General features: G+C 43.7%; 23 protein-coding genes. 16 read left to right on the forward strand and 7 right to left on the reverse strand.

Annotated elements, in window-relative coordinates:
• Positions 1-15: 15 nt before the first annotated feature.
• Positions 16-891, reverse strand: a complete 876-nt coding sequence (locus tag MKY93_RS08745; protein ID WP_009496668.1) for a LysR family transcriptional regulator — start codon at positions 889-891, stop codon at positions 16-18.
• 115 nt (positions 892-1006) lie between these two features.
• Here MKY93_RS08745 and MKY93_RS08750 point away from each other — a divergent pair, with 115 nt between their 5' ends.
• The 15 genes from MKY93_RS08750 (at position 1007) to MKY93_RS08820 (ending at position 18228) form a co-directional block, all read left to right on the forward strand.
• On the forward strand, positions 1007-1981 hold the full coding sequence (locus MKY93_RS08750) for a cupin domain-containing protein (protein ID WP_340758804.1): 975 nt from the start codon (positions 1007-1009) through the stop codon (positions 1979-1981).
• Positions 1981-2244, forward strand: coding sequence for a DUF1450 domain-containing protein (locus MKY93_RS08755; protein WP_340758805.1), 264 nt, complete (start codon positions 1981-1983; stop codon positions 2242-2244). Before MKY93_RS08750 ends, MKY93_RS08755 begins: the two co-directional genes overlap by 1 nt.
• 388 nt (positions 2245-2632) lie before the next feature.
• Complete coding sequence (locus MKY93_RS08760; protein WP_340758806.1) at positions 2633-3676, forward strand: serine hydrolase domain-containing protein; 1044 nt, start codon at positions 2633-2635, stop codon at positions 3674-3676.
• A 312-nt stretch (positions 3677-3988) separates the two neighbouring features.
• Positions 3989-6220, forward strand: a complete 2232-nt coding sequence (locus MKY93_RS08765; protein ID WP_340758807.1) for an acetate--CoA ligase family protein — start codon at positions 3989-3991, stop codon at positions 6218-6220.
• Between the two features lie 14 nt (positions 6221-6234).
• Entirely contained in the window at positions 6235-6678 is a 444-nt protein-coding gene (locus MKY93_RS08770) for an FAS1-like dehydratase domain-containing protein (RefSeq protein ID WP_340758808.1), read from the forward strand.
• A 15-nt stretch (positions 6679-6693) separates the two neighbouring features.
• Positions 6694-7119, forward strand: a complete 426-nt coding sequence (locus MKY93_RS08775; RefSeq protein ID WP_340758809.1) for a MaoC/PaaZ C-terminal domain-containing protein — start codon at positions 6694-6696, stop codon at positions 7117-7119.
• Between the two features lie 28 nt (positions 7120-7147).
• Positions 7148-8308: a thiolase C-terminal domain-containing protein gene (locus MKY93_RS08780; RefSeq protein WP_340758810.1), complete on the forward strand. Its 1161-nt coding sequence runs from the start codon at positions 7148-7150 to the stop codon at positions 8306-8308.
• 11 nt (positions 8309-8319) lie between these two features.
• On the forward strand, positions 8320-8757 hold the full coding sequence (locus tag MKY93_RS08785; RefSeq protein ID WP_340758811.1) for a Zn-ribbon domain-containing OB-fold protein: 438 nt from the start codon (positions 8320-8322) through the stop codon (positions 8755-8757).
• 31 nt (positions 8758-8788) lie between these two features.
• The gene (locus MKY93_RS08790) at positions 8789-9985 is read left to right on the forward strand and encodes an acyl-CoA dehydrogenase family protein (RefSeq protein WP_340758812.1); all 1197 of its coding nucleotides are present in this window, start codon (positions 8789-8791) and stop codon (positions 9983-9985) included.
• Positions 9986-10005: 20 nt separating this feature from the next.
• Entirely contained in the window at positions 10006-11139 is a 1134-nt protein-coding gene (locus tag MKY93_RS08795; protein ID WP_340758813.1) for an acyl-CoA dehydrogenase family protein, read from the forward strand.
• A gap of 18 nt (positions 11140-11157) precedes the next feature.
• Positions 11158-12645: an aldehyde dehydrogenase family protein gene (locus MKY93_RS08800; RefSeq protein WP_340758814.1), complete on the forward strand. Its 1488-nt coding sequence runs from the start codon at positions 11158-11160 to the stop codon at positions 12643-12645.
• A 159-nt stretch (positions 12646-12804) separates the two neighbouring features.
• A complete protein-coding gene (locus MKY93_RS08805) occupies positions 12805-14247 on the forward strand; it encodes an MFS transporter (protein WP_340758815.1) in 1443 nt (480 codons plus the stop codon).
• 34 nt (positions 14248-14281) lie between these two features.
• Complete coding sequence (locus MKY93_RS08810) at positions 14282-15055, forward strand: electron transfer flavoprotein subunit beta/FixA family protein (RefSeq protein ID WP_340758816.1); 774 nt, start codon at positions 14282-14284, stop codon at positions 15053-15055.
• A gap of 29 nt (positions 15056-15084) precedes the next feature.
• Entirely contained in the window at positions 15085-16071 is a 987-nt protein-coding gene (locus tag MKY93_RS08815) for an electron transfer flavoprotein subunit alpha/FixB family protein (protein ID WP_340758817.1), read from the forward strand.
• A 165-nt stretch (positions 16072-16236) separates the two neighbouring features.
• Positions 16237-18228, forward strand: a complete 1992-nt coding sequence (locus tag MKY93_RS08820; RefSeq protein ID WP_340758818.1) for a helix-turn-helix domain-containing protein — start codon at positions 16237-16239, stop codon at positions 18226-18228.
• 303 nt (positions 18229-18531) lie between these two features.
• Here MKY93_RS08820 and MKY93_RS08825 read toward each other — a convergent pair whose 3' ends face one another.
• The 5 genes from MKY93_RS08825 to modA all read right to left on the reverse strand — a co-directional run bounded on the left by MKY93_RS08825 (position 18532) and on the right by modA (position 22341).
• Positions 18532-18906 (reverse strand): hypothetical protein, encoded by a 375-nt coding sequence (locus MKY93_RS08825; protein WP_009496648.1) that lies wholly within the window; start codon positions 18904-18906, stop codon positions 18532-18534.
• 45 nt (positions 18907-18951) lie between these two features.
• Positions 18952-19983, reverse strand: coding sequence for a type 2 isopentenyl-diphosphate Delta-isomerase (gene fni / locus MKY93_RS08830; protein WP_340758819.1), 1032 nt, complete (start codon positions 19981-19983; stop codon positions 18952-18954).
• A gap of 140 nt (positions 19984-20123) precedes the next feature.
• The gene (locus tag MKY93_RS08835) at positions 20124-20792 is read right to left on the reverse strand and encodes an ATP-binding cassette domain-containing protein (RefSeq protein ID WP_340758820.1); all 669 of its coding nucleotides are present in this window, start codon (positions 20790-20792) and stop codon (positions 20124-20126) included.
• Positions 20793-20813: 21 nt separating this feature from the next.
• Positions 20814-21488, reverse strand: coding sequence for a molybdate ABC transporter permease subunit (modB, locus tag MKY93_RS08840; protein WP_425441327.1), 675 nt, complete (start codon positions 21486-21488; stop codon positions 20814-20816).
• 28 nt (positions 21489-21516) lie between these two features.
• Entirely contained in the window at positions 21517-22341 is an 825-nt protein-coding gene (modA, locus tag MKY93_RS08845; RefSeq protein ID WP_340758821.1) for a molybdate ABC transporter substrate-binding protein, read from the reverse strand.
• Between the two features lie 156 nt (positions 22342-22497).
• On the opposite strand from modA, the gene MKY93_RS08850 reads away from it, so the two are divergent.
• A complete protein-coding gene (locus MKY93_RS08850; protein ID WP_340758822.1) occupies positions 22498-23454 on the forward strand; it encodes a substrate-binding domain-containing protein in 957 nt (318 codons plus the stop codon).
• 24 nt (positions 23455-23478) lie between these two features.
• Here MKY93_RS08850 and MKY93_RS08855 read toward each other — a convergent pair whose 3' ends face one another.
• The gene (locus MKY93_RS08855; protein WP_009496642.1) at positions 23479-24708 is read right to left on the reverse strand and encodes an AI-2E family transporter; all 1230 of its coding nucleotides are present in this window, start codon (positions 24706-24708) and stop codon (positions 23479-23481) included.
• Between the last annotated feature and the right edge of the window lie 12 nt (positions 24709-24720).

Consider the following 24720-nt stretch of genomic DNA (forward strand, 5'->3'; position numbering starts at 1 on the left):
GCATCTCTGAGGATTCTACACAACACTCCGAGCCACCCGATCTGCAATCTCACAAAAAGTTTTCACAAGAATGGATTGGTCACTGCGCCGATACGTAATGCCCATCGAGACGAGAGGCAATTGTTGAATGGACTCAATGTAGACGACTTCTTGTGTATGAAGGTTCATGGTCGATTGAGGAACAATGGTGATGCCGATTCCTGCGGCAACTAAACCGATGACTGTTTGAAATTCGAGCGCTTCTTGTTGGATGACGGGATTACATATGCCTAGGATTTCGGTGTAGAGGCCGGGCCATGTTCTAGGTGATAATAATACGAACGGGTATGGCTTTAAATCGTCCAGGGTGACTGCTTTTAATTCGAGTAAGGGATGCTGTTTCGGGACCGCGAGTACGCAAGGATCAATGGAGACGATTTCGGTGTGGAGTGTGTCATCGAGGACAGGGGGTCTTAGGACACCGACGTCGATTTCGTTCTGTCGCAGTGCTTCGAGTTGGTCAGGTGTCGATAATTCAGAAAGGTGAACTTGGACGTCGGGGAATTGGTGTCGGAATTCCCGTAACACAGCAGGGAGAATGTCATAGGTAGCAGAACCAACGAATCCGACGCGCAAAGACCCAAGTTTTCCAAGATGAATCCGTTTTGCATTTTCAATTGAACCTTCTAGGGAATCGATAATTTTGACGATATCCTGATAGAATTGTTGTCCTGCCTCTGTTAATTCCACGCTTCGGTTCGTTCTAGAAAAAAGTAGAATATCCAATTCTTTTTCCAAGTTTTGAATTTGCATACTTAATGGTGGTTGTGTAATATGTAATCGTTTTGCCGCGCGACTGAAATTTAATTCTTCCGCCACAGCTATAAAATAGCGGAGCTGTCTTAATTCCATTGTTGCGTCACCAACTTTCTAACTATTCGAAAAACGTATCGTTGTTATATGAATTATATACTTCACGAATGATGACTAGCAAGCTAAACTTACAGATAACAAATGAATGGAGGAGATGTCATTGTCAACAAATGCACAGGCTGGAAAATTTGCTATTGGGGAAGCGGTGGAAAATTGGACGGGGGACGCGCGGTTTTTGGAGTATACCAATGCGGCGGATCCAATTGGAAGCGGTATCATCAGTCCGATACCCGCCAAAGAATTTGGTCCGGAGCTTTATCATGCTGGTGAAACGAGAATCGTCACATTAGACCTGAGTAGAGAATTAAAAACCGATTATTTGGCGACAAGTCCTTCGCTGCTTGCGCAATTTATGCGCATCAATGCGGGGGATTCCATTCAAACGGAACCGAATGCGACGAGTGAACTTTACTATATTATTTCAGGTGCAGGGCACACGGAAGTGAATGGGGAAACCATTGACTGGAAACAAGGAGATTTTGTCACAATGCCATCTGGATCGAATAGTATTCATACGGCGAAAGAAGATACAACGATTTATTATATTGTAGATACGCCTCTTCTTGATTATTTAGGCGTAAAGGCGACAGAGGCCCGTTTCAAACCGACGGTATATACAGCGGAAATGGCGAAAAAGCATTTGGAAGAAGTGGCGAATGCTCCGGATGCGCATTTGAAAAATCGAATCTCCATTTTGTTGAACAATGAAAAGTTTGATCAAACCTTGACGATTACGCATGTGTTGTGGGCGATGCTCGGCATTGTACCGGTCGGATCCAATCAGGCTCCCCATAGCCACAAATCGGTTGCTCTCGATTTTGTTGCGTATGCGGCACCTGGCACGTATACACTGGTTGGCGATCAAATTGATCCGAAGACCAATGAAATCATTGATCCAATTCGCATCGACTGGGTGACAGGCAAGGCATTCGTTACACCGCCGGGGCTTTGGCATTCTCATCATAACGAATCGGACGAAGCAGCTTATATCATACCTATTCAAGATGCCGGCCTGCAAACCTATCTGCGCACACTCGATATTCAATTCACGCATTATGATGAAGCTTAATGCGCGCTGTTAAATTTTGTGAAAACAATCTTCGCAGAACCGCATCTGAACAGGCTAAGGAAACCCTTGAAAAGGAGTATTCAGAACTTGTGAACGTCTATGAAACGGGATGCTTCAGACGCTGTCTGCGCTGTAGAGTCAAACCGTTTTGCCAGATTCAATTGCAAACCATTGAAGCGGAGAATGCAGAGGCATTGGTGGAGAAGGTCATTCGATATGTGAACGAGAAATCGTGCAGATTGAGTATTGACGAGGTGAATTGATAGGCTGTATTAAATCCTGACAGTCGGATGCATGACCGATGCAGCATATCGTGAAGAAACAAAGCGGAGATCGAAACCCACTCGAAATGTCAGGATTATCTGATAATTCGAGTGGGTTTTGTTTTTGTGCGAGCAAAACGATTGCTCTCTCTAACGTTGGATTGAGTAAATGTGCGGTGGAGGGCTAGTTTGGATCATTCTGTGGGTAGTTTGGTGCGGTGCAAAGATACATTGCCACGGTCGGCGGACTTGCCTTTTATGTCCTGCATGTTGTAACAAAAATTTTTCAGTAGCGGCTCCGGATTGTGGCATATTGGGTAGTAAATAGACGTAGTTTTAAAAAGATTTAATTGTCTCCAATACGACCGGGGAGGATCAAGATTTTATTATGGAAAGAACTAAACAAAAAATCGACAGGATCTTTGAACGAACGACAAAAACTAATCAAATACATGAAGCCGTGCTCTTCGTGGAAAACATGGATGGCGACTTTTCTTACGGCACTGGATACGGTGGAAAGAATATCGATACACCATTCCTTATGGCAAGCATCACAAAGCTATTTACTACTGCTTGTATTTTAATTTTGAAAGAGCAGGGAAAACTGTCGCTCGATGATGAAGTAGCAAAATATTTAGCAAAGGATACGCTGAGCCAACTTCATATGTACAAAAGACAGGACTATTCCACGGGGCTGATCCTATCTAATTTATTATTTCAAACTAGTGGATTGCCTGATATTTTTGAAGAAGGCAGTAACAAGGCAAAAAAACGTGCGATCTACGAAGATCGGCAATTTAATTTTGATGATAAGATCGCTATGACTAAGCAACTGAAACCACATTTCGTGCCTGGTACGGGAAAAAGGGCTCACTATTCGAATATAAACTTTGATTTACTTGGAGAGATTATCGAAACTGTCACGGACTCGACATTGGAAGATGTGTATCAACAATTTATTTTTGACCCATTAGAACTCAGAAAAACCTGTCTCCTGAAAAGTGATGACGATGTCGTTCCCGCTGTTTATTATAAGGATATCGTCTTGTATCGTCCAAAATTCATAAGAAGCAGCCGTGCCAGTGGTGGTGGTATTTCTACGGCACGTGAATTAATGATATTCCTCAAGTCATTCTTTGGAGGAAAGTTATTTAATCAAACCATTTTCAATGAATTGAAAACAATGAACAAGTTGCAAGTCAGCATGTATCCTATTCAATATGGCGCTGGATTTATGATAGTACCCCTAAGTGGTCTCGCTACTCTGTTTACGGGTAAAGGGGAGCTGGTAGGGCATTCCGGCTCAACGGGTTCGTTTGCCTTTTATCAACCTATGCAGGACATGCTTTTTGTTGGGGATGTAAATCAAATGGCGAATCCGGCACTTCCTATACGGTTGGCGATGCGGCTTGCTGTTTCTGTGGGATCATAACTTTTGGCATCTTCGAAATATACCGATTTGTGATGAGGAAAGAAGTTAAATAGAGATAAAAAACGGTTTGCGACCCTATTGCAAAGCGTTTTTTTGATTTGATTACTAGACTTTCAGCTGTAGAGTGAATGGTATGGAAAAGCGCTTGTCCCGCTCCATTGTCGCGGTGATCGTTCACGAGAGTCGGGGGCACGCATACTGATTGAAAAATTGAAAAATTTAAAAACTCTTTACTGTCGAGTGTCCGCCACTCCATTTACTATTTTTCCAGACCTAATAAAATTAATTACTTAATTCAAAAAAGAAAAAGTAATGGAAAAACCACTTTGCTATGATTCTATTCAAGCAAGTAAAAAGAAAAAGTTGATAAGAAAGGGTAGAGGTGAAGAGATGATGAAAATGATGAATGAAGTACTACCGTCGAATATTGAGCTGGATCCCTTATTCAACCCAAAAAGAGTTGCCGTACTAGGTGCTTCGGAAAACACGAATAAAATTGGTTACTTGCAATTGAAAGCGCTATTAGACGCAGGATTTGAAGGCGAGATCTACCCCATCCATCCTACATCGAAAGAAATTGGAGAATTGCCTTGTTACGCAAGCGTAGGCGATACACCGGAACAAGTCGATTTAGCTATTCTCTGTGTCGGTATTAATCAAGTAGAGAAATGTTTGATCGATTGTGGTGAAAGCGGTGTCAAGGCGGCGATTGTCTTTGCATCCGGCTACTCGGAGATCGGAGAAGAAGGAATTGTTGCACAAAACCGCCTGAAAGAAATCGCGGAACAATACCATATGCGATTGATCGGACCGAACTGTGTAGGTCTTCTCAATACAACAAATGGCTTGATGGGGACATTCTCTCCAGGACTCACGAATGTGCCGCTTGGCAAGAAACGTGAAGTGGGATTTGTTACGCAAAGTGGCGCGTTTGGCGTGTTGACGTATATTGCGGCAGCTCAACATGGTTTGACGTTTAATTACTTTGTCAGTGTCGGCAATGAAGTCGATGTGAGCTTCTCCGATGTCATTGAATACATGTTGCATGACTCAAAAACAAAAGTAGCAAGCGGCTATTTGGAAGGCGAGAAAAACGCAGCCAAGTTACGGAAACTAGCGAAATTCGCGCTTCAAATCAATAAACCGATCGTCATCATGAAGTCCGGACGAAGCAACGCAGGCAGTCGTGCAGCGGCATCACATACCGGCTCATTGGCTGGTGCTGATAAAGTATATGACGGATTCTTCAAGCAAGCAGGCATTGTGCGTGCGGACGATTACGATGATATTCTTTCATTCTCTAAATTATTCTTGGCCAATAAACTCCCGACAGGCAAAAATACAGTTATCGTCACGAGTTCAGGCGGCAGAGGAATCAACGAAGCGGATCGTTGTGAGTCGTACGGATTAAACATCCATGCACTAAGCGATAAAGTACGAAAAGAAATTGAAAAAAACATTCCTGATTTTGCAAGCGCTTCCAACCCGGTTGATTTAACTGCAGCCGCATCGATTACCAATCCAGAATTGTATCTCGCACCATTAAAAGTACTAGTCAATGATCCGGATACGGACATCATCTTATTCCCTGAGTTCCCTATTCACTGGGATGAAAACACATCGCTCCTTCAGGAATTCGTTGAGATATGCAAGAACTCGGATAAGTTCGTGATGATATCGAACTTCCCGCTAAAAGGCATGTCTATTCCAAAAGGCGTCCAGTATCTCGAGGACAACGGTATCCCGTTCATTCTCGGTGACATGAATCCTATCCGCTCGTTGGCAAAATTAGTGGATTATGCAGAGGCTTACAGAAAGGCGCACAAAATCAGCGATGAGCCGGCAAGAACAGAACTGGACGTATCGAACATCCGGCACTTGTTACCCGCAAACCAAACGTTGAGCGAATCGCAGTCGAGCGAAATTCTCTCCGCGTACGGTATCCGCACAGCGAAGCGAATCACTGCTAAGACGGAGGATGCTGCAGTACAAGCTGCTAATAACATGGGGTATCCGGTTGTCATGAAAATCGATTCGCCTGATATTCCGCATAAGACAGAAGTCAACGGCATTCGGCTGAATGTCCAGAACGGGCAGGAAGTGCGCCAGGCGTTCAAGGGAATCTACGGCAGTGCAAAAGAACATTGCCCGACAGCGGATCTTCACGGCATATCCGTCCAGGAAATGTTGCCGGAAGGTGTGGAAGTCATCGTCGGTGTAACAAGTGATCCGACATTCGGTCCTGTCATTATGTTTGGTCTCGGCGGTGTCTTTGTAGAAGTCTTCAAAGATGTATCTTTCCGTGTCGCACCGATCACAAGACAAGATGCTATCGATAAGATGGAAAGCTTGAAGGGCTATCAAATCCTACAAGGCGTACGCAATAAAAAGCCCGTCGATCAAGAAGCAATCATCGACGTGTTATTGAAGGTTTCTAGATTAATTGAAGACTACTCGGATATTATTCAGGAAATAGACATTAACCCGTTAATCGTTTACGAAGACGGAATTGTAGCGGCAGATGCATTGATCATCACCAAATAAGAGGAGGATGGAAAATGGACTTGGATAAAAGTGTTATAGGCTTAATGAGCGACGAATACGTGTTTGAAGTCGAAAGTCGGCATGTCGGCCAATTCGCCACTGCCATCGGAGACGACAATCCACTCTATACAGATGACAGATATGCGAAGGAGTCGGCATACGAAGGGCTAATTGTCCCGCCCACATTCCCGATTGCGATGAACGACAGCAAAGTAGAAATGCCCTTACAACTTGACCACCGGCGGATGTTGCACGGTGAGCAAGAATTCCTCTACTACAAACCGATCCGCATAGGAGATCAACTACGTTGCCAGATCAAAGTAAGTGATCTGTATGACAAAGAAGGAAAGAGCGGAAAAATGCAGTTCTTGAAGCTTGATACGGAAATGAAAGATCTAACAGGCGAACTGGTCTGTATTAGCCGAATGAATATCGTCTATCGCGCAGCGAGAAACTAATGGGAGGGACTTCGTATGATAAAAGATTGGGTGTTGGAAGAATTGACTGTGGATCAGAAACTTGAACCGATGGTGAAGCCGCCGATTACGAAAGTGCAACTAGCACAATATGCAGGTGCTTCCGGGGATTTTAATCCGTTGCATCTGGACGATGGTTTTGCGCAGAAAATCGGAATGGATGGCGTCATAGCGCACGGCATGCTCGTAATGGGTTTCCTTGGGGAATATGTGATGAAAATTGCTGGCAAGGAAGCACGCGTTGCAAATTTTAAGATGCGTTTCGGCAAAATGACGGTACCGGGCGATGAAATAAGCTGCACGGGTGTTGTCAAACGAACATATGAAGAAGATGGCAAGCGATGGATCGCACTGGATCTGACGGCCGAGAAAGTATTGGGAGAAGTAGTAGGATCAGGCAGCGCCATCTTACAACTGACATAAACAGACGTGAAATGGGAGGAATATATCTATGGGAACTATTAAGGACCGCTATGCCATTGTAGGCGTAGGAGAGAGCGAACGCTCAAGAAAATCGGGAAAAACGCCTCTGCATTTGGCGCTCGATGCGGCCAACGCAGCAATCAAAGATGCGGGCTTGAAAGCGACGGACATCGACGGATTCATGAACTATAACGAAGGGGATTCCTGTACGTCCCACCAATTAGCAACCTATCTTGGTGTACGACCGAAGTATGTTAAGGATATCCAGGGCGGCGGAGCGAGTACGGAAATGCTCATTGCGGATGCAGTGGCGCTCATTGAAGCCGGCCAGCTGAACACGGTATTGATCTATCGTTCCATGAACGGTAGCTCGGGAACTCGTGTAGGTCGCGGATATGATCCCGATATGCTGCAGAGAGCGCTCATAGGCGGAAGCTTTGTGATTCCGTACGGATCGGCAAGCCCATCGCAATGGTTCGGCATGTATGCGACACGTCATATGCATGAAACGGGCATTACGAAAGAACATCTCGGGCACGTGTGCTTGAGCTTCTATGAGCATGCGCAACGAAATCCAAAAGCGTTCCTGCATGGTAAGCCGTTAACGATGGAAAACTATCTCGCTACACCGGATATTAGTTCTCCATTCAATATTCATGATTCGTGCCTGGAACTCGATGAAGGTAATGCGATCATCGTAACGTCTGCTGAAAAAGCAAAAGACTGCGCGTCAAAACCGGTCTATATCATGGGAATGGCGGCAAGACAATGTCATCCGCACGCTCACTACTGGAACGATATCGACCAGGTTGCTTCTGATTACGTAGCGGAAGAGCTCTATGAAAACGCGGGTGTGACACCGGACGATATCGATGTTGCCTCCATCTATGACTGTTTCAGCTGGGTTGTTATGCGACAGCTTGAAGCATACGGATTTGCGAAAAGTGGAGAAGTGGGAGATTTCGTTGCAGAAGGCAACTTGAAGATCGGCGGTAAACTACCAACCAATACAGCGGGCGGCATGCTATCCGAAGGTTACACACACGGAATGAACAATGCCATTGAAATCGTCAGACAGCTGCGCCATGACTACAAAGGAACCGACCGCCAAGTAGAAGATTGCAAGATCGGTATTTGTACCGGTTGGGCTGGACCGGATATCGCAGGCGCCATGATCTTACGAAACTAGGAGGAATAACTATGACACAAGCAAAGACTGCTTACCAAAAACCCATTCCATTGAAAGATATAGATAATGCTCCGTACTGGGATGCAGCGGACAAACACCGACTAGCTCTGCAAAAATGTGATGACTGTAATGCGTACTCACAACCGCCGGGCCCTACGTGCGCAAAATGCGGAAGTGAAAACGTCAGCTGGGAACAGTTCGGCGACGATATTAAAGCCACAGTCTATTCGTATGTGGTTTCCTACCGTCCGTTCTTACCAGGTTTCCAGGATGAGTTACCGACGATTATCGCACTCGCACAGCTTGACAAAGTGCCAGAAGTGAAAATTATGGGCAACATCTTGAATTGCGAAGAAAAAGATTTGGAAATCGGTATGCCGATCCAAATGACATGGGTGGATATTACGGAAGACCGTGCATTGCCACAATGGATTCCGGCTACAAATTGATCGATAAATGAGATAGAAAGGATGAGCGAGTGTGAATTTCTCTTTTACAAAAAAAGAAGAAAAATTTAGAATCGAACTACGAACATGGCTTGAAGCAAACCTTCCTGAAGGCTGGCTAGAAGGCAAGCGCGACTTGCCGGAAGACCTGGATGAATACTCACGTGTGTTACGTGCATGGCAAAATAAATTGTATGAAGGCGGATGGGCAGCCATCGCCTGGCCGAAAGAATATGGCGGCCGCAACGCCAGCTTGATGGAAGAAATCATCTACCACCAAGAAATGGTACGCGTCAAAGCGCCGCCACTCATCAACTATATCGGGATCCATATGGTAGGTCCTACATTGATCGACATTGGGACGGATGAACAAAAAGAGAGATACTTGAAAAAAATCCTAACAGGTGAAGAAATATGGTGCCAAGGCTATTCAGAGCCGGGCGCAGGGTCGGATTTAACAGGCCTGAAAACACGTGCAGTAAAAGACGGTGACCGCTGGCTCATCAATGGTCAGAAAGTCTGGACAAGTTTTGGCCACGTGGCGGATAAATGCTTTCTTCTGACAAGAACGAGTACGCACCCAGAAAAGAAGCACCGTGGTATTACGGTGTTCATGATGGATATGCATCAACCAGGAGTCGAAACGTATCCGATCGTGCAGATGGACGGACACAAAGACTTTAACGAAGTGTATATGACAGACGCTGTAGCGACAGATGCAGATATCGTCGGACAAGTAGACTCGGGCTGGCATGTTTTGATTGCCTTGATGCTCCATGAGCGTACGGGGATCGGTGCAGAACTCTTCACACTCGAAAAGCAATTCAACGATACAGTGGAACTGGCACAGCAGTATAAAGTAAATGGCAAACCATTGATTGAAAATCCTTTAGTGAGACAAAAATTGGCGAATTTTTATGCCCGCGTGCGTGGATCGCTCTTGAATTACTATAAAAACCTGACCACTACGATCAAAAACGGTCAACCAGGAGCGGAAACATCCATCGATAAATTGGTGGTAACTGAATTGAACCAGGCACTCTCTGCATTTGCAGTGGAGATTCAAGGACACCAAGGCGTGCTATTTGATAAGGATGCCGCAGCGGATCCGAAGTGGCAACATTTATTCCTCGCATCATTCGGACAGACAATCGGTGGCGGTACGAGTGAAGTACAACGCAATACGATTGGCGAGCGCGTACTAGGCTTGCCGAAAGACATGGGACGTTAATTGACTTGGAGGGATAAAATATGGACTTTTCACTGACAGAAGAGCAAGAAATGTTCCGTGGACATATCCGCAAAATGTTGGATAAATTCGGCGGTACACAGTTGGCTCGAGAAATGATTGACAATAATCCGGAAAATCTGAAGAAGGTGTACACGACATTAGCTGAACTTGGATGCAGTGGCATCAACATTCCTGAAGAATACGATGGTATGGATCTGGATGCACTCGATCTCGTTCCGACGTTCGAAGAGATGGGACGTTCACTAGTACCCGGCTTATTCATGGAAACTTCAGCGTTGGTAGTACCGACGCTGAAGAAATACGCCACAGAGGAGCAGAAGCAACAGTATCTGCCAGCGGTTGCCTCAGGAGAGAAACTGGTTTCATTCGCAGCACTGGAGCCTTTCAACGACTTCTCCTCAGCAGGTATCCAATGTACATTAGTACAGCAGGATGGACAGTATGTGCTTAACGGCACGAAGACGCTTGTACCGGAAGCGGAACTTGCGGATGCATTCCTCATATTGGTACGCACAAACCAGGAGGATCAAGAGGACGGATTATCTCTTGTGTTGATCGACAAGACAGAAGGGATGAACATCGAGAAACTATCTTCCTTTGACGAATCAAAACATGTAGCGAAAATCGAATTCAATAATCTAGTCATCAAAGAAGATCAAATTATAGGTGAAGTAGACAAGGGATGGATGCAGCTTCAAGAAGGTCTGTTGTACTTCAACGCTGCGCTTAGTTCATACATCGTCGGCGCAATGGAAAGTGTTGTTAATATGGCGACGGAATATGCGAAGATTCGGGAGCAGTTCGGCCAAGCGATCGGACGTTTCCAGGCGATCAAACACAGTATCGTCAACATGAAAGTGAATTTGGAAATTGCCCGTTCACTGAGTCATTATGCCAACTGGGTAGTAGATACGGACGAATTCGATCGAGAAGCAGCAGTATACAGCGCCCGTACATATGCGACGGAGAAATTCATCGAAGTTTCGGCACATAATATCCAGATTCACGGCGGAATCGGAATCACGGAAGAAATCGATTGTCATCTATTTGTAAAGCGCGCTCGCTATTATGATCAGTATTTAGGTTCCACCCCTTTCTATCAAGAAAAAGTAGTCTCTTCACTAGGCTGGTAATTTGAAGGAGGAAAATATATGACGAACGTATCCGAGAAATCCAAATTGACGACTTACGGCAATATCATCAACGGCAAGATCGTACAAGCGAAGGACGGGGCCGTAGCCGACAGTATCGACCCGTCAACAGGCGAAGTGTGGGCAAAGATCCCGTCAAGTAAGAAAGAAGATGCAGAACTCGTGATCCAGGCGGCACGCGGAGCATTTGAAGGCTGGGCTGACCTACCGGCACGTACACGCGGCGATTATATGCGCAAGATCGGGGATATGATACCCAAGTACGCTGCAGAGCTGCTTGAACTTGAGACGCGTAACAACGGCTGGGTACTGGATGAATATGGCTATCTCGCGGAAGTATTGAAGCAAGTCTGGTACGATGCAGCGAGTGCGGCAACATTAGTAGGCGGACAAGGGCGCACTGTACAGATGGGTGCAGGAGATTTCGGTTTCACTGTACGCAAGCCGTACGGAGTAGTAGTCGGAATATTACCTTGGAACGCACCATTGTTTACATTTACGATCAAAGCTGCTTATGCGCTCGCAGCAGGCAATACAGTAGTGATCAAGCCGGCTGAAAGTGGAGCGGTTGGATCTTTGCGCTACGGTGAATTGATTTCACAAATCCTGCCTCCTGGCGTACTCAATGTCATTTCTGGTTCCGGTCGCGAAATTGGAGATTATCTTGTCAGTCACGAAGAAGTGAATAAAGTGAGTTTGACAGGTTCAAAGGCAACAGCGGAACGCATCACAAAAGCAACTGCCCATTCACCGAAGTCACTGATTTTTGAACTGGGTGGCAAGTCACCGAATATCGTTTTTGAAGATGCAAATATCGAGCAGGCGGTACATGGATTGATCAACGGAATCTTTACTCCGAACTCCGGCCAGATTTGTGTGGGTGGTTCACGCATGTTGATCCAGCGCTCTATTTACGATGAAGTGATAGGTCGCTTAAAAGAGTTGATGACGGACAAGGAATTTGTCAAGCACGGTAACACACTAGATTCTACTAATACAATGGGGCCTATCGCAAATGAAGCGCAATTCAAGTCGGTTTGCAGGTATATCGACGAAGCGTCAAAAGACGAGTATGAGGTAGTGTTCGGCGGAAAATACGGTGGACAGGAGGTTCTGCCGGGTCAACCGGAATTCGCGGACGGGTACTGGGTACAGCCTACACTCGTGAAAGTAGCGGACAACAGAACGAAACTAGCTCGTGAAGAAATTTTCGGTCCTGTGGCGGTTGCTATTCCGTTTGATACGGAAGAAGAAGCCATTCAAATTGCCAATGACACGAACTTCGGTCTGGCAGCGGGTGTATGGACGCAAAATCTCGGTCTTGCACATCGTATGATTGATAAGCTTCAAGCGGGTAATGTATGGGTCAATACGTACGCTAGAGTAGGAGCGGACCTGCCGTTTAGTGGTGTGAAGGAAAGTGGTTACGGTACGGACTCGATTTTGGATTATTCACAGGAAAAAGCTTGTGTCATTAATATCGGCTAAATAGCCAGTAACACTCTGATCTGTGGCGGGAGAGCTTCGGTTTTGCTCTGAGCAGACTGAAACTCCTTCTGCGGATTTACTTTTTTAGACCACAGCTAGATTTGACATAATAACCAAAGCTTGAAAACCATTCCATCATCGATAAAGGGAGGCCACTATATGAGTGAAATGGCATTGAAAGATAAATCGATTAATAGAGGTTTTTTATTCATAAGTTTCGGAGCATTCTTTATTATGTTAAGTTTAGCAACCCATCTTCCCGCATACCCGCATATGATTGCCGAATTTAATCTGACGCCGGGATACGCAGTCTGGATGCAACTGGGTCTGGCTGTTGGTTTAACAGGATTCCAGCCACTACTTGGATGGATTGGAGATTCGTTCGGATTGAAGATCGTCATCCTAATTGGCGGTATTTTCATGGTAATCGGATCATTGCTCGTAGCATTCTCGTTTTCTTTCTGGGTGCTCGTTCTCGGTTTATTCTTTAAAGGTATTTCGGGCGCGGCGATTGCGCCATCGGGGATTGCCTATGCCGGTAAATTCATGGTCGGGACACAGCGGGGGAAGGCGATTGGAACGTTTGCGGCGTTTATTACAATCGGTGCGGTATTTGGTCCGGTCATCAGCGGTATGATCGTCGATACGATGAACTGGCAGGCAAGCTTTATATTCACTGCTGTTCTTGGTGGTTTAGGCATTGCACTCTTTGCTTTTGTTCCACACGTCAAAGCACAAGCAAGTAAGAAGTTGGATGTTCTTGGTTTGATTTTCGTTATCGCTCTATTGCTCGGTTTGCTGACGATTCCAACATTCATTAACAGCTTCGGAATCGAATCTGGAATGTGGGTTCCATCATTGCTAGTATTCGTCACTGCGTTGATCATCTTGATCGTTGTAGAGAAAAAACAAAAAGCACCGTTGCTCGATTTAGAGTATGTTGCGAATCGGAACTTCTGGGTACCTACGACGATTGCTGTATTCATCCTTATTGGATACGCAGGTGTGATGTACTTGCTGACATTCTTTGTACAAAACGTACAAGGAAAAGACGCTACGACTGTAGGTTTCCTGCAGATGGCAGTGTTCCTCGGGACGTCGGTCGCAGCATATTGCAGTGGAAGAGTTTTAAAGAAATTTTCGGCCCGGACCATTATGGGATCGGGAATTCTCATCTTTTCTTCCGGGATCATCATGTTGAGTTTCGTTAATCTTACTACATCGTTTGCTTATTTGTTCACGGCGATGAGTCTGGTGGGGGTTGGAGCTGGTCTCAAAACGCCTGTCGTCAAAGCATTGGTCGTTTCTAAAGCTTCCGTGCAACGGATGAATGTCGTGACGTTTACAAACACGGTAATAGAAAACCTTGCACAGAGAATGGGTGCTTCGTTTGCGTTGGTCGCGTTCTCAATCTTCTCTGCAAGCGGTAATAACGTCGGCGCGGTAGTGAATACATCTTTCGTCATCATGGGTTTCATCGTCATTGCACTATTATTCTTGCCGTTAATTCCTAAAACAATTCACGGGATCCATACAAGTGAAGAGGATTTAGTTGGTACGAAAATATTGCCGAAACCTTTAAACACTGAAGAAATCAAATAATGGTAACTCTAGAGTACAAGGAGGAGACTTATACATGAATATTTATGTCTTACTGAAAAAAACATTCGACACGGAAGAAGCAATTTCCGTGTCAGGCAATCAAATAGATGAAAGTGGTGCGGAGTTCATTATTAATCCGTACGACGAATACGCAGTCGAAGAAGCGATCCAGCAACGTGACAAGCACGGCGGAACGGTGACTGTTGTGACGATTGGTGATGAGGACTCGGAGAAGCAATTGCGTACGGCACTTGCGATGGGCGCAGATGACGCGGTACTCATCGATACGAGTGACGACCTTGATGAAGGTGATCAATTCACGACAGCGAAGATTCTTGAGACATTTTTTGAAGGAAAAGAAGCGGATTTGATCCTCGCAGGCAATGTGGCAATTGACGAGGCGAGCGGACAAGTAGGACCCCGTCTAGCGGAGCGCCTAAATATGCCTTTTATTACGACGATCGTCAAGCTGGATATTGAAGACGGCACGGCGAAAATTGAGAAGGACGTCGAAGGGGATCTCGAGAAAATTGAAGTATCCTTGCCGGTGCTCATAACGTGCCAGCAAGGACTGAATGAGCCAAGATATACGTCCCTTCCTGGTATCATGAAGGCGAAGAAAAAGCCACTTGAGCAACTTGAGCTCGATGATTTGGATCTCGATGAAGACGACTTGGAAGCGAAGACGGCAACGATTTCTATTTTCTTGCCTCCTAAAAAGCAGGCAGGGCGCATTTTGGTAGGTGAGACAGGAGAGCAAGTCAAAGAACTGGTCAGCTTATTATCCAATGAAGCGAAAGTAATCTAAGCAATCTACGAAACGAAAGGAGTTTTACTATGAGTGAAAAGATACTAGTAATCGGGGAATTGCAGCAAGGGGTTCTTCGTAAAGTAAGTTATGAGACGATCGCAGCGGCAAAACAAATAAACGAAAACGTAGAAATTCTGGCATTGGTACTAGGTGACGGAGACTTGCAGCAACCGGCTGAAGAAATGATTCACTATGGTGCAGATCGTGTCATTACCGTCTCACATGCTAACTTGAGCAATTATACATCGGAAGGCTACGGACAGGTCATCATGGAAGTGATGGAGGATGAGAAACCATCTAGTATCATCATGGGCCATACGTCAGTCGGTAAAGATGTGACACCTAAAATCGCAAGTCGTCTGGAGCTTGGATTGATCTCGGATGCGGTGGCAATTGAAAAAGAAGACGATCAAGTAGTCTTCACTAGACCGATCTACTCCGGTAAAGCGTTTGAAAAGAAAGTGATGAAAGACGATGGACTGCTATTCGCCACGATCCGTCCAAATAATATTTCCGCATTGGAGCCTGACGCTAGCCGAACGGGTGACGTCATAGCAAAAGAAGTGGATGTCAAAGACTTGCGTACGATCGTCAAAGAAGTTATCCGCAAGAAAACGGAAGGCGTAGATTTATCGGAAGCGAAAATCGTTATTGCTGGCGGACGCGGCGTCAAGAGCGCCGAAGGATTCAATGCATTGTATGAGCTAGCGGACTTGCTAGGCGGCGCTGTAGGGGCTTCTCGAGGTGCCTGTGATGCAGATTACTGCGATTACTCGCTGCAAATCGGTCAAACAGGAAAAGTGGTTACGCCCGATCTCTATATCGCGGTAGGTATTTCCGGAGCAATCCAGCATATGGCAGGCATGTCGAACTCCAAAGTGATTGTCGCAATCAACAGCGATGAAGAAGCGAATATCTTTAAGATGGCAGATTACGGTATTGTTGGAGATCTGTTCGAAGTTCTTCCGTTACTCATCAAAGAAATAAAATTAGAAGGTGCGCTCGTATCATAAGTGCCTGTTAACCATAAAAAGCTCGTACAGTTCAATTTATGAACTGTACGAGCTTTTTTGGCTTAGTCTATAACGCGACTAACTTTTTTACCGCGAAAGCGAATAGATAATTCTGTAAATTCATGATATACTACTTGAAACTTACGGTTTATCGGGGGGACTATTTTGAACAATTACGATTTACTGTTAAATGACACGAACTGTGAACTGACCCATCATCAAAACATCGCAAATAAAATCGACCACTTCCAAGTGATCATTATACACGATCACCGGCATAACTTCTTTGACTATAACTACTTAATTAATTTTCCATCTGAAAACGTACGAAAAAAAGTGGATGCCAACCGTATTTTCCCGAGGGGGAAAAACGAGACATTCATCGTCCGTCAGCAAGACTACGAAAACAATATTGATTTATTTTTCAAGATTCGTGTTGATGCGAGACGCGAAGTGCTCGCGAAATCGACAGAGTTCATGGTCGCTAAATTTTTTAGTACTTATGAAGGTCATCTTGCACCGTTGTTTGTGAATAAGCCAACACTCAAATGGGAAATCCTAAATAAATTATATGCTAAATACGATAAAATGGTACGTGCACATACACGTCTAAATGATGAGAATTCTTGGAATGTATTCAGCACGTGGTATAGGACGTATTTAATGAACCATACCGTCAGTGAGATGATGAAAAAGCATGGATACGATACTCTGAACGCTCTTGAAAGAGAAATATTGAATGTATTATTCCTCGAAGAAATGAGGATGAATTTCGCTTCCAACGATAGCTTTCTGAATAAATTTACCGCTGACGTCAACGTTTACATCGAAAAAATGCTTTCGGAAATACTTGCGGTGTTTGAATTAGAAAAAAATTCAATGGAACAGATCAATGAATTACTCGGAGTCGGCGAGCAGGTTTCCGTACATCAGCCTATTGAATCAACAGCAAAAACGAATAATCTTGTTGTCATGAGCAATGCTATCTATCAATTCATTACGGAAGCGATTTCTAACCAAAACTTTGTCTGCGAGCTCGGTCAATGGCCACGAGCAACTATTCAAGGTGCTAGATTAGCAGGTTCTTTACAGCTACTTCCGCGTGAAGAGGATCGAACAGCAAGTCGTATGAATCAACTGCATAATGATGCTCAGATGTTATCAGAAGTCGATGTGGACGTATTAGATTCTCTATGCCATTTGTATTTGGCGCAATTAGGTGACCGCGTAGAAATCCGCTTCGATGATCTACTGACAATCCGTGGACTGAAGACAAAACTTGGAGGAACAGGTAGGCGCGGTGGTTATGAAAAAGAACAACGTATCCAAGTGTTGAAAGCGCTTTCAAATATACAGTCACTATGGATGGAGCTTGAGACGGTCTTAGTATATGAACAAGGTAAACCTGTCAACAAGAAGATGCAAGGGCGTGCGTTCATTTTTTCGAATGTAGACGGCAGTCCATGCGAATTAAATGAAGAGTCACTACCCGAACGTCTATATGTAACGATTGGGGAAGTTTTTGAGCCTTTCTTGCAAGGTGCTGCCAGACAAGTAAAGTTATTACCGAATCAAGCGATTGAATTCAATCCGTATCAAAGGAAATGGGAGAAGAAACTCATCCGTTATGTAAGCTGGCGTTGGCGTACTCAGGCACGAAAAGCAAGCTATTTGCAGCCGCATAAAATCAGTACATTACTCGAAAAAATCGGTATACAAATAGATTCACAAGCACCTTCACGTATTCGGGACCGACTGGAGAAAGCCCTTGACCTATTGGAAGAAGAAGGCGTAATCACATTTTGGCAGTACAATCATTGGAACGAGGAAGGTATGTCGAAAAAAGGATGGCTACGTATCTGGTTAGATGCTACGATCATCATCGCGCCACCTGACGAGATTGTTAGCTATTATGAGCCGATTGAGAGAAAGAAATCAATCAAGACACCAAACAATTTTTCCTTAGCACAAACTAAAGAAGAAGTTTGCAAGAACATTGGTAGTATTTTTAAGGAATGCCGCATCAAACGTGGTTTAACACTGAAACAAGTATCCGACGAATTGAATATTTCGACATCCTATATAAGCAATATTGAACGAGGTGGATCATTTCCGTCACAAACCGTCTATAAAAAGATGAAGGACTGGACAACGTAAGTCGGAATGACTTAATATGTGTCAGCTTCACTCAAATACGTAGTTAATGTTTAAAAACCGAACGTACAGGCACTAAAATAGTGTGATACTAAGCAAAGCTCATTTTTTGTCGAGCTTTGCATTTTTATATGTACAATTCGCAATTATTATTAATAAGTCGAGTGTAAAATTTACCTTAAAAAACCGCTAATATCTCAATATCATAAGTATACTTATAACTGAAACTTAACTTCCTATAATTTATATTATGTTCGGGGCGTTCAACGCGCTCTATATTTTACGCACTCTCTAATACCTTCCACGCTACTCTTCTAAGCGGTTTTTATGTTCTTTTGTTTTCAAATCGCTAAAATCAATATGATCCACACAATACTCAATGACATCATTGACGAACAGCTTTTGTTCTTTTGCCAGCTGTTTGACGGTTTCCAATAATTCTTTGTCATATGTAGTTTTATATTGAATTCGATCTTTCGGGCGTAAATTTTTATCATACTGAATCACATCGTGCGTTATAATATTTCGTAAACCGTTTTCCAATAAATAATTGCTGTATGTATTGTATTCCTCGGATAAATCGTCTAGTCGCTGTAAAATCTCTTTGCTGATGTTCGTACGAAATTTCACACGCGTCTCATCGGTTGTTTGAATCATTTTTCCGTTCACTAATTTCCACATGATAATTCCTCCTTTTAATATATAAAACAAACCGTGACCAAAAATTCACGGAGTTGTTTTTTGAAGTCGTTCTGTTTGCTGCAGTTCAGTAAGGTTTTGTGCGCCGACTGCAAACATTGCCATCCGTAATTCGAGTTCTCTAATTTCCATTGTTTGTAAAACGCTTTCTACAGAGACGGTTGCTTCCTCTAAAATCGATCTTCCAAAACCGACAAAATCTGCACCTAATGCGAAACACTTTGCAGCATCTACGCCAGTGTGCAACCCACCACTTGCAATTAATATTTTTTCATCCATAGTCGGTTTCACTAACTCCACAGAGCTCGCAGTAGGTATGCCCCACTCACTGAATGCGGCGGCAGCTTGTTGCTTAACTGGGTCCGTCCGAAATCTTTCAACTTGGCTCCATGATGTGCCTCCTGCTCCTGCAACATCGATAAAAGAAATACCGACATCTAGCAGTTTTTCAGCAGTGGACCGATCAATTCCCCATCCCACTTCTTTAATACCAACTGGAATGGACAAATCAGTACATAGTTTTTCTATTTTTGGCAGTAAACTGCTGAAATTTGTGTTTCCTTCCGGCTGAATGACTTCCTGAAGAATATTAAGATGAAGGACAAGCGCATCTGCGTCTGTATAATCAATGATTTTTCGGCATTCTGTTGCAGCAAAGCCGTAATTCAACTGAACTGCGCCCAAGTTTGCGATGATCGGAATGGTGGGAGCATACTCTCTCAGATCAAAAGATTGTCTATATGCTTCACTTTCGATTAAAGCACGCGTCGAGCCAAGTGCAAGGGCCCAGCCTCTTTGCTCTGCGGCCAGTGCCAAGTTTCGGTTGATCGTTTCAGCAAAATTAGCACCTCCTGTCATGGAACTGATTAAAAATGGAGTCTTGCATAATTTCGTGAAAAAAGCCTGTTCTATATCAATATCGTCAAATGCCAGTTCAGGCAGTGCATTATGTATAAAATGATAGTGCTCTAAGCCCGTTGTAATCGTGTTTCCTGTCACTTGTTCTTCTAAGACGATTTGGATATGTTCTGCTTTGCGGTCATTTAGCTGTTTGCTCACAGGATTGGCCCCTCTTCAATGGATTGATACCTACTAGTATGGCGATATTTTGTTTTAAATACAAGCCATGTCTAGGTCCAGCAAGACATAGAAAAAGCTCTGATCCATTGAATCGGAGCTTCGTTGATTGGTTCGTTACCTCAATAAGCGGTTACCAAATGTTTAATTCGCTTTTCATCTGCGATATGACCTTGATCTAAATAAAGTATACGATCACCTAGCTTCTCGGCTTCCTCCAGATCATGCGTCACTATAATGAAAGGAATTTGCCAAATTTCATGTAGGCGAAGCAGTTCTTCTTGACATTGTTGCCTGGTTTCTTTATCAAGTGCAGACAATGGCTCGTCCAGTAATAAAACAGATGGACGCGTGGCGAGCGCTCTCGCTAGCCCAACTCTTTGCTTTTCACCGCCTGACACTTGATGGGGATACTTTTGCAGCAAATGTTCAATACCGAGCACGTGCAGAAGTTGCTTAATTGTATCCTGTTCCTCTTTGTAGTGCTTTTTCTTGACGCCATACCAAATATTCTTTTCGACTGTCATATGCGGAAACAGAGCATAATCTTGAAATAAATAACCAATTTGACGCTCTCTCGCTGGTACTGGTTTTTCACCACTCTTGTAAAATGACCGATCTTTCAATGCGATCAATCCACTATCAGGATGCACAAGTCCTGCAACACAGTTTAACACTGTAGTTTTTCCTGAACCGGATGGACCGGCCAACACGAGGATTTCTGCTCCCACATCGAATTGAATAGCCATTTCATAATGCGCGAGCCGTTTAGTTAGTTGTACGCTCAGCATCCGCTTCCCCCATTTCTTCATTCACATCCTGCTAAATCGACGAATATTACGCTTGCTCCACCAGTTCACCCACAAAATCAGACTGAATCCGAATGTAATGATGATGACGACCCAAAATGTCGCCTTTTCCATTTGACCGGACTCCACTGCAAAATAAATAGCCATTGGGATCGTATCCGTTTTGCCTGGTATGTATCCCGCAAGCATCAATGTTGCTCCAAATTCTCCTAGACCTCTTGCGAACGATAAAACCAATCCTGCCAGCAAGCCTGGCCAGGCAAGTGGAAAAACCACAGTCCAAAATACACGCCATTCGGAAGCGCCCATCGTTCGTGCTGCATTTGAAAGCCTTTCATCCAAACTCTCAAACGCAGCTGCAGCACTCTGGTACATTAACGGAAATGACACGACAATCGAAGCAATAACCGCTCCAATCCACGTAAAAACAATTTGAAAATCAAACCATTCCAATAGCCAACTACCGATCCACCCTTTTTTCCCGAATAAAATGAGCAGAGCAAACCCCACTACAGTAGGCGGCAATACGAGAGGTAACAAAAACAAAGCTTCCAATATACTTTTACCAAAAAAATCTCGTTTTGACAGTAAATAAGCTATGAAAACTCCTGCTAAAAACACGAAAAAAGTGGAGATGACAGCTACTTTCAACGATAAAATCAAAGGTGAATAATCCATTTCAAGCAAGCCTACTCCCCCCTTCCTCTTACTTAAATCCAAATTCCTGCAATGTTTCTTTTCCTTTATCACTCGTCAAATAATCCAAAAATTGCTGTGCAGCCTCCTGATGTTTGGAATCTTTTACGACTGCTCCGGGATAAACAATTGGCGCATGCCATTCAGGATCTGATTCAGCCAATACTTTTACATCATTCGAAATATATGCGTCACTTGAATAAACCACGCCATAATCTGCATTACCCATCTCCACATGTGTCAACACTTGACGAACATCTGAACCTAACACTAGTTTATCTTGCAAAGGCTCCCATAAATCTAGAGTTTCAAATGTTTCTTTCGTATAGCGTCCTACTGGAACGGATTCAGGTTCACCTACTGCAAAGTGATCGAGAGCAGCTGGATCGATATCTTCAAACGAGTCAATCGTACTGTCCGAATCTTTATGTGTGATTAATACAAGTACATTTAATGTGAAATTTTCTCTAGATTCATTGTTGATTAATCCTTTTTCCTCCATATCATTCATATCTTTTGAGCTTGCAGATAAGAAAACGTCAGATGGTGCTCCGTTTTCAATGTTTTTAGCTAATTTTCCAGAACTACCGAAATTGTAAGTCAGCTTAATTTCTTCGTGCTCTTCTTCAAAAGTCGATTTTAAATCTTCTAATGCGTCTGTCAAGCTGGCTGCAGCAGAAATTAATAACGCCACTTCTTCATCAGGTTGCTGTTTTGACTCAGGCGTTTCCCGATCTACGGTCGCATCTGTTTTTTCTGGCTCATTGTTATTCGAACATCCGAACAATAGGACAGACAGCACGGCGAATGTAACCGAAAGTAAAAAACGTTTCACTGTTATTCCTCCTTTTCTCTTGAATAAAACTAACTATAACTAGTTATATTTAATTATATTTAAAATTATCTTAATATGGTTTGCTATACTTGTCAATTTTGCATTTTTCATAGAAATGACGGAAGATAGAATGAATGTGCATTGGAGGATGAAGAAATGAGCAATCTAGATAACAGTGTATCGTATACAACAGAAGAAATTGCCCAACTACTGAAAGTTTCAAAACTTACGGTCTATGATTTAATTAAGAAAGGTGAAATACGTGCCTATCGTGTGGGAAGGCAAATGCGTGTAGATGCAGTGGATTTATCGGCTTATAAAGAGCGGTTAAAAAGCGGAGGTGACTTTCCTACAAGACAGCCAGTCCAAGCAATTTCGGAAGAACAGGCACCTGGATTATCTAGAGCTTCCTCGATTATTATTAGCGGGCAAGATTTGAGCCTTGATATTTTAGCCAATACGATTGAAGATGCCGGACTAGGCGTTCGTCCATTACGTTCATTTACAGGCAGTCTCAATAGCTTAATTAAAATGGTTCAAGGAGAAGCAGATATTGTCAGTACGCATTTGTTTGACGGTGAAACGAAACAGTATAATTTGCCGTATATTACACGTTTACTTACTGGCCAATCTTATTTGGTCGTTAATTTACTCGGTAGAACAGCTGGAATGTATGTACAAAAAGGCAACCCGAAAGAGTTTAGTACCTGGTCTGATATAGGACAGCCCGGCATTCGCCTGATCAATCGTGAGAAAGGCTCGGGTGCACGCGTCCTGCTAGATGAACAGCTGCGTCTTGCAGGTATTGCCCCGTCTGCTATAAAAGGTTATGAGGACGAAGAGTTGAATCATATGGCCGTAGCGGCGCGCATTGCCTCGGGTCAGGCAGATGTGGGAGTAGGAATTGAAAAGGCCTCGCGTCTCATTGATGTGGAGTTCGTTCCGTTGATTCAAGAGCAGTATGATCTTGTATTGCTGAAAACACAGGACAATGAAAGACTGCGTGATCTGGTTTTGGAAACTTTAAATTCTCAAAATTTCCAAGAGAAAATCTCTGCAATCGGCGGCTATGATTTATCAAATACAGGTTCCATTTTATACGAAACACCATAAAAATAACCCGCCGTACATGGCGGGTTATTCTATGTCCTCATAGTTTTCCAAAGTATCATAATACATCTCTTCCTCGGTTTCGAAGCGATTATAGCGCAGTGTGAATAAATGAAAGGCATGTGTCGCTACTACCTTCAGCAATGCATACGAAGGGATTCCAAGAATGACACCGGCTACGCCAAATAACGATCCGGCGGTCAACAAGACAAAAATAATTGTAATCGGGTGGATATGTAGGGATTTGCCCATGATTTGCGGCGAAATAAATTTACCTTCCACGACTTGTACAATGGTCCAGACAATCGCCAGCTTGACCAACATGAAAGGTGACGTCACAATGGCGATAATAACCGCAGGCGTAATGGCGATGACAGGTCCTAAATAAGGCACAATGCTTGTAAACATTGCCAGAACACCGAGCAAAAGTGCATATTTCATTTTAATGATTAGGAATCCAATTGAAACCATAATACCGATCGCAATTGCCACTAAAATCTGTCCTTGAATATAGGCGCTGATCTGTTTGTCCGCATCTCTGAAAATGGTTGATGCGTCGTCACGCAAACGAGGCGGCAACATACGCAAAATCATCTGTGGCAGCTTCTCGCCCTCTTTTAGCAAGTAGAACAATATTAATGGAACCGTAAACAAACTTAAAATAATACCCGTCAATGCGGAAATAAAGGACGTGACACCGGAAGCGATCCCTCCAATTGTTTCGGTGAAGAATTTTCCGATGCTCTCAAATCCTGAATCCAAAAAGCTGTTGACATTGAAATTAAATCCTTCATAAACAGGAGCGAATATGGAAGTTCTAAAAAATAAGTCCATATCCAAAATCAGCTGTTTGAAATACGAAGGAAATTCATCGAATAAATTGATCGTCTGCTCACGCAGAAATGGCAGCACGAGGAAAATGACTAATGTGAGCAATCCGGCTGCAGCTAGGAATAAGATCAATATCCCATAAACCCGTGGTATCTTCAGTCGTACTTCCAAAAAACGCAGAATGGGTCTCATTAAATAATACAAAATGGTTGCCAGCACCATGGGCAGGACAACTGTTGAGAAAAACACACGGATCGGATAAAAAATAAATGAAACTTGAGTGAATATCAAAATGATCAATCCAATAAGCAATAAACAAAGCAGCACAAACAATGTAGATTGACCACCAAGAAATCCAACGATCGGTGACGCTGAACGAATAGACCAAAAATCCCGTAAAGAATTCTTTTTTGGTGGCTGTCTCAAGATCCTCTTCCC

It is taken from the genome of Sporosarcina sp. FSL W7-1283 (assembly GCF_038003105.1).
Classification (GTDB): domain Bacteria; phylum Bacillota; class Bacilli; order Bacillales_A; family Planococcaceae; genus Sporosarcina; species Sporosarcina newyorkensis.

Bases quoted from the DNA above. Each gene is read 5' to 3' on its own strand.
- MKY93_RS08745 (WP_009496668.1), bottom strand. From the start codon at position 891: ATGGAATTAAGACAGCTCCGCTATTTTATAGCTGTGGCGGAAGAATTA.
- MKY93_RS08750 (WP_340758804.1), top strand. From the start codon at position 1,007: ATGTCATTGTCAACAAATGCACAGGCTGGAAAATTTGCTATTGGGGAA.
- MKY93_RS08755 (WP_340758805.1), top strand. From the start codon at position 1,981: ATGCGCGCTGTTAAATTTTGTGAAAACAATCTTCGCAGAACCGCATCT.
- MKY93_RS08760 (WP_340758806.1), top strand. From the start codon at position 2,633: ATGGAAAGAACTAAACAAAAAATCGACAGGATCTTTGAACGAACGACA.
- MKY93_RS08765 (WP_340758807.1), top strand. From the start codon at position 3,989: ATGGAAAAACCACTTTGCTATGATTCTATTCAAGCAAGTAAAAAGAAA.
- MKY93_RS08770 (WP_340758808.1), top strand. From the start codon at position 6,235: ATGGACTTGGATAAAAGTGTTATAGGCTTAATGAGCGACGAATACGTG.
- MKY93_RS08775 (WP_340758809.1), top strand. From the start codon at position 6,694: ATGATAAAAGATTGGGTGTTGGAAGAATTGACTGTGGATCAGAAACTT.
- MKY93_RS08780 (WP_340758810.1), top strand. From the start codon at position 7,148: ATGGGAACTATTAAGGACCGCTATGCCATTGTAGGCGTAGGAGAGAGC.
- MKY93_RS08785 (WP_340758811.1), top strand. From the start codon at position 8,320: ATGACACAAGCAAAGACTGCTTACCAAAAACCCATTCCATTGAAAGAT.
- MKY93_RS08795 (WP_340758813.1), top strand. From the start codon at position 10,006: ATGGACTTTTCACTGACAGAAGAGCAAGAAATGTTCCGTGGACATATC.
- MKY93_RS08800 (WP_340758814.1), top strand. From the start codon at position 11,158: ATGACGAACGTATCCGAGAAATCCAAATTGACGACTTACGGCAATATC.
- MKY93_RS08805 (WP_340758815.1), top strand. From the start codon at position 12,805: ATGAGTGAAATGGCATTGAAAGATAAATCGATTAATAGAGGTTTTTTA.
- MKY93_RS08810 (WP_340758816.1), top strand. From the start codon at position 14,282: ATGAATATTTATGTCTTACTGAAAAAAACATTCGACACGGAAGAAGCA.
- MKY93_RS08815 (WP_340758817.1), top strand. From the start codon at position 15,085: ATGAGTGAAAAGATACTAGTAATCGGGGAATTGCAGCAAGGGGTTCTT.
- MKY93_RS08825 (WP_009496648.1), bottom strand. From the start codon at position 18,906: ATGTGGAAATTAGTGAACGGAAAAATGATTCAAACAACCGATGAGACG.
- MKY93_RS08835 (WP_340758820.1), bottom strand. From the start codon at position 20,792: ATGCTGAGCGTACAACTAACTAAACGGCTCGCGCATTATGAAATGGCT.
- modB (WP_425441327.1), bottom strand. From the start codon at position 21,488: ATGGATTATTCACCTTTGATTTTATCGTTGAAAGTAGCTGTCATCTCC.
- MKY93_RS08850 (WP_340758822.1), top strand. From the start codon at position 22,498: ATGAGCAATCTAGATAACAGTGTATCGTATACAACAGAAGAAATTGCC.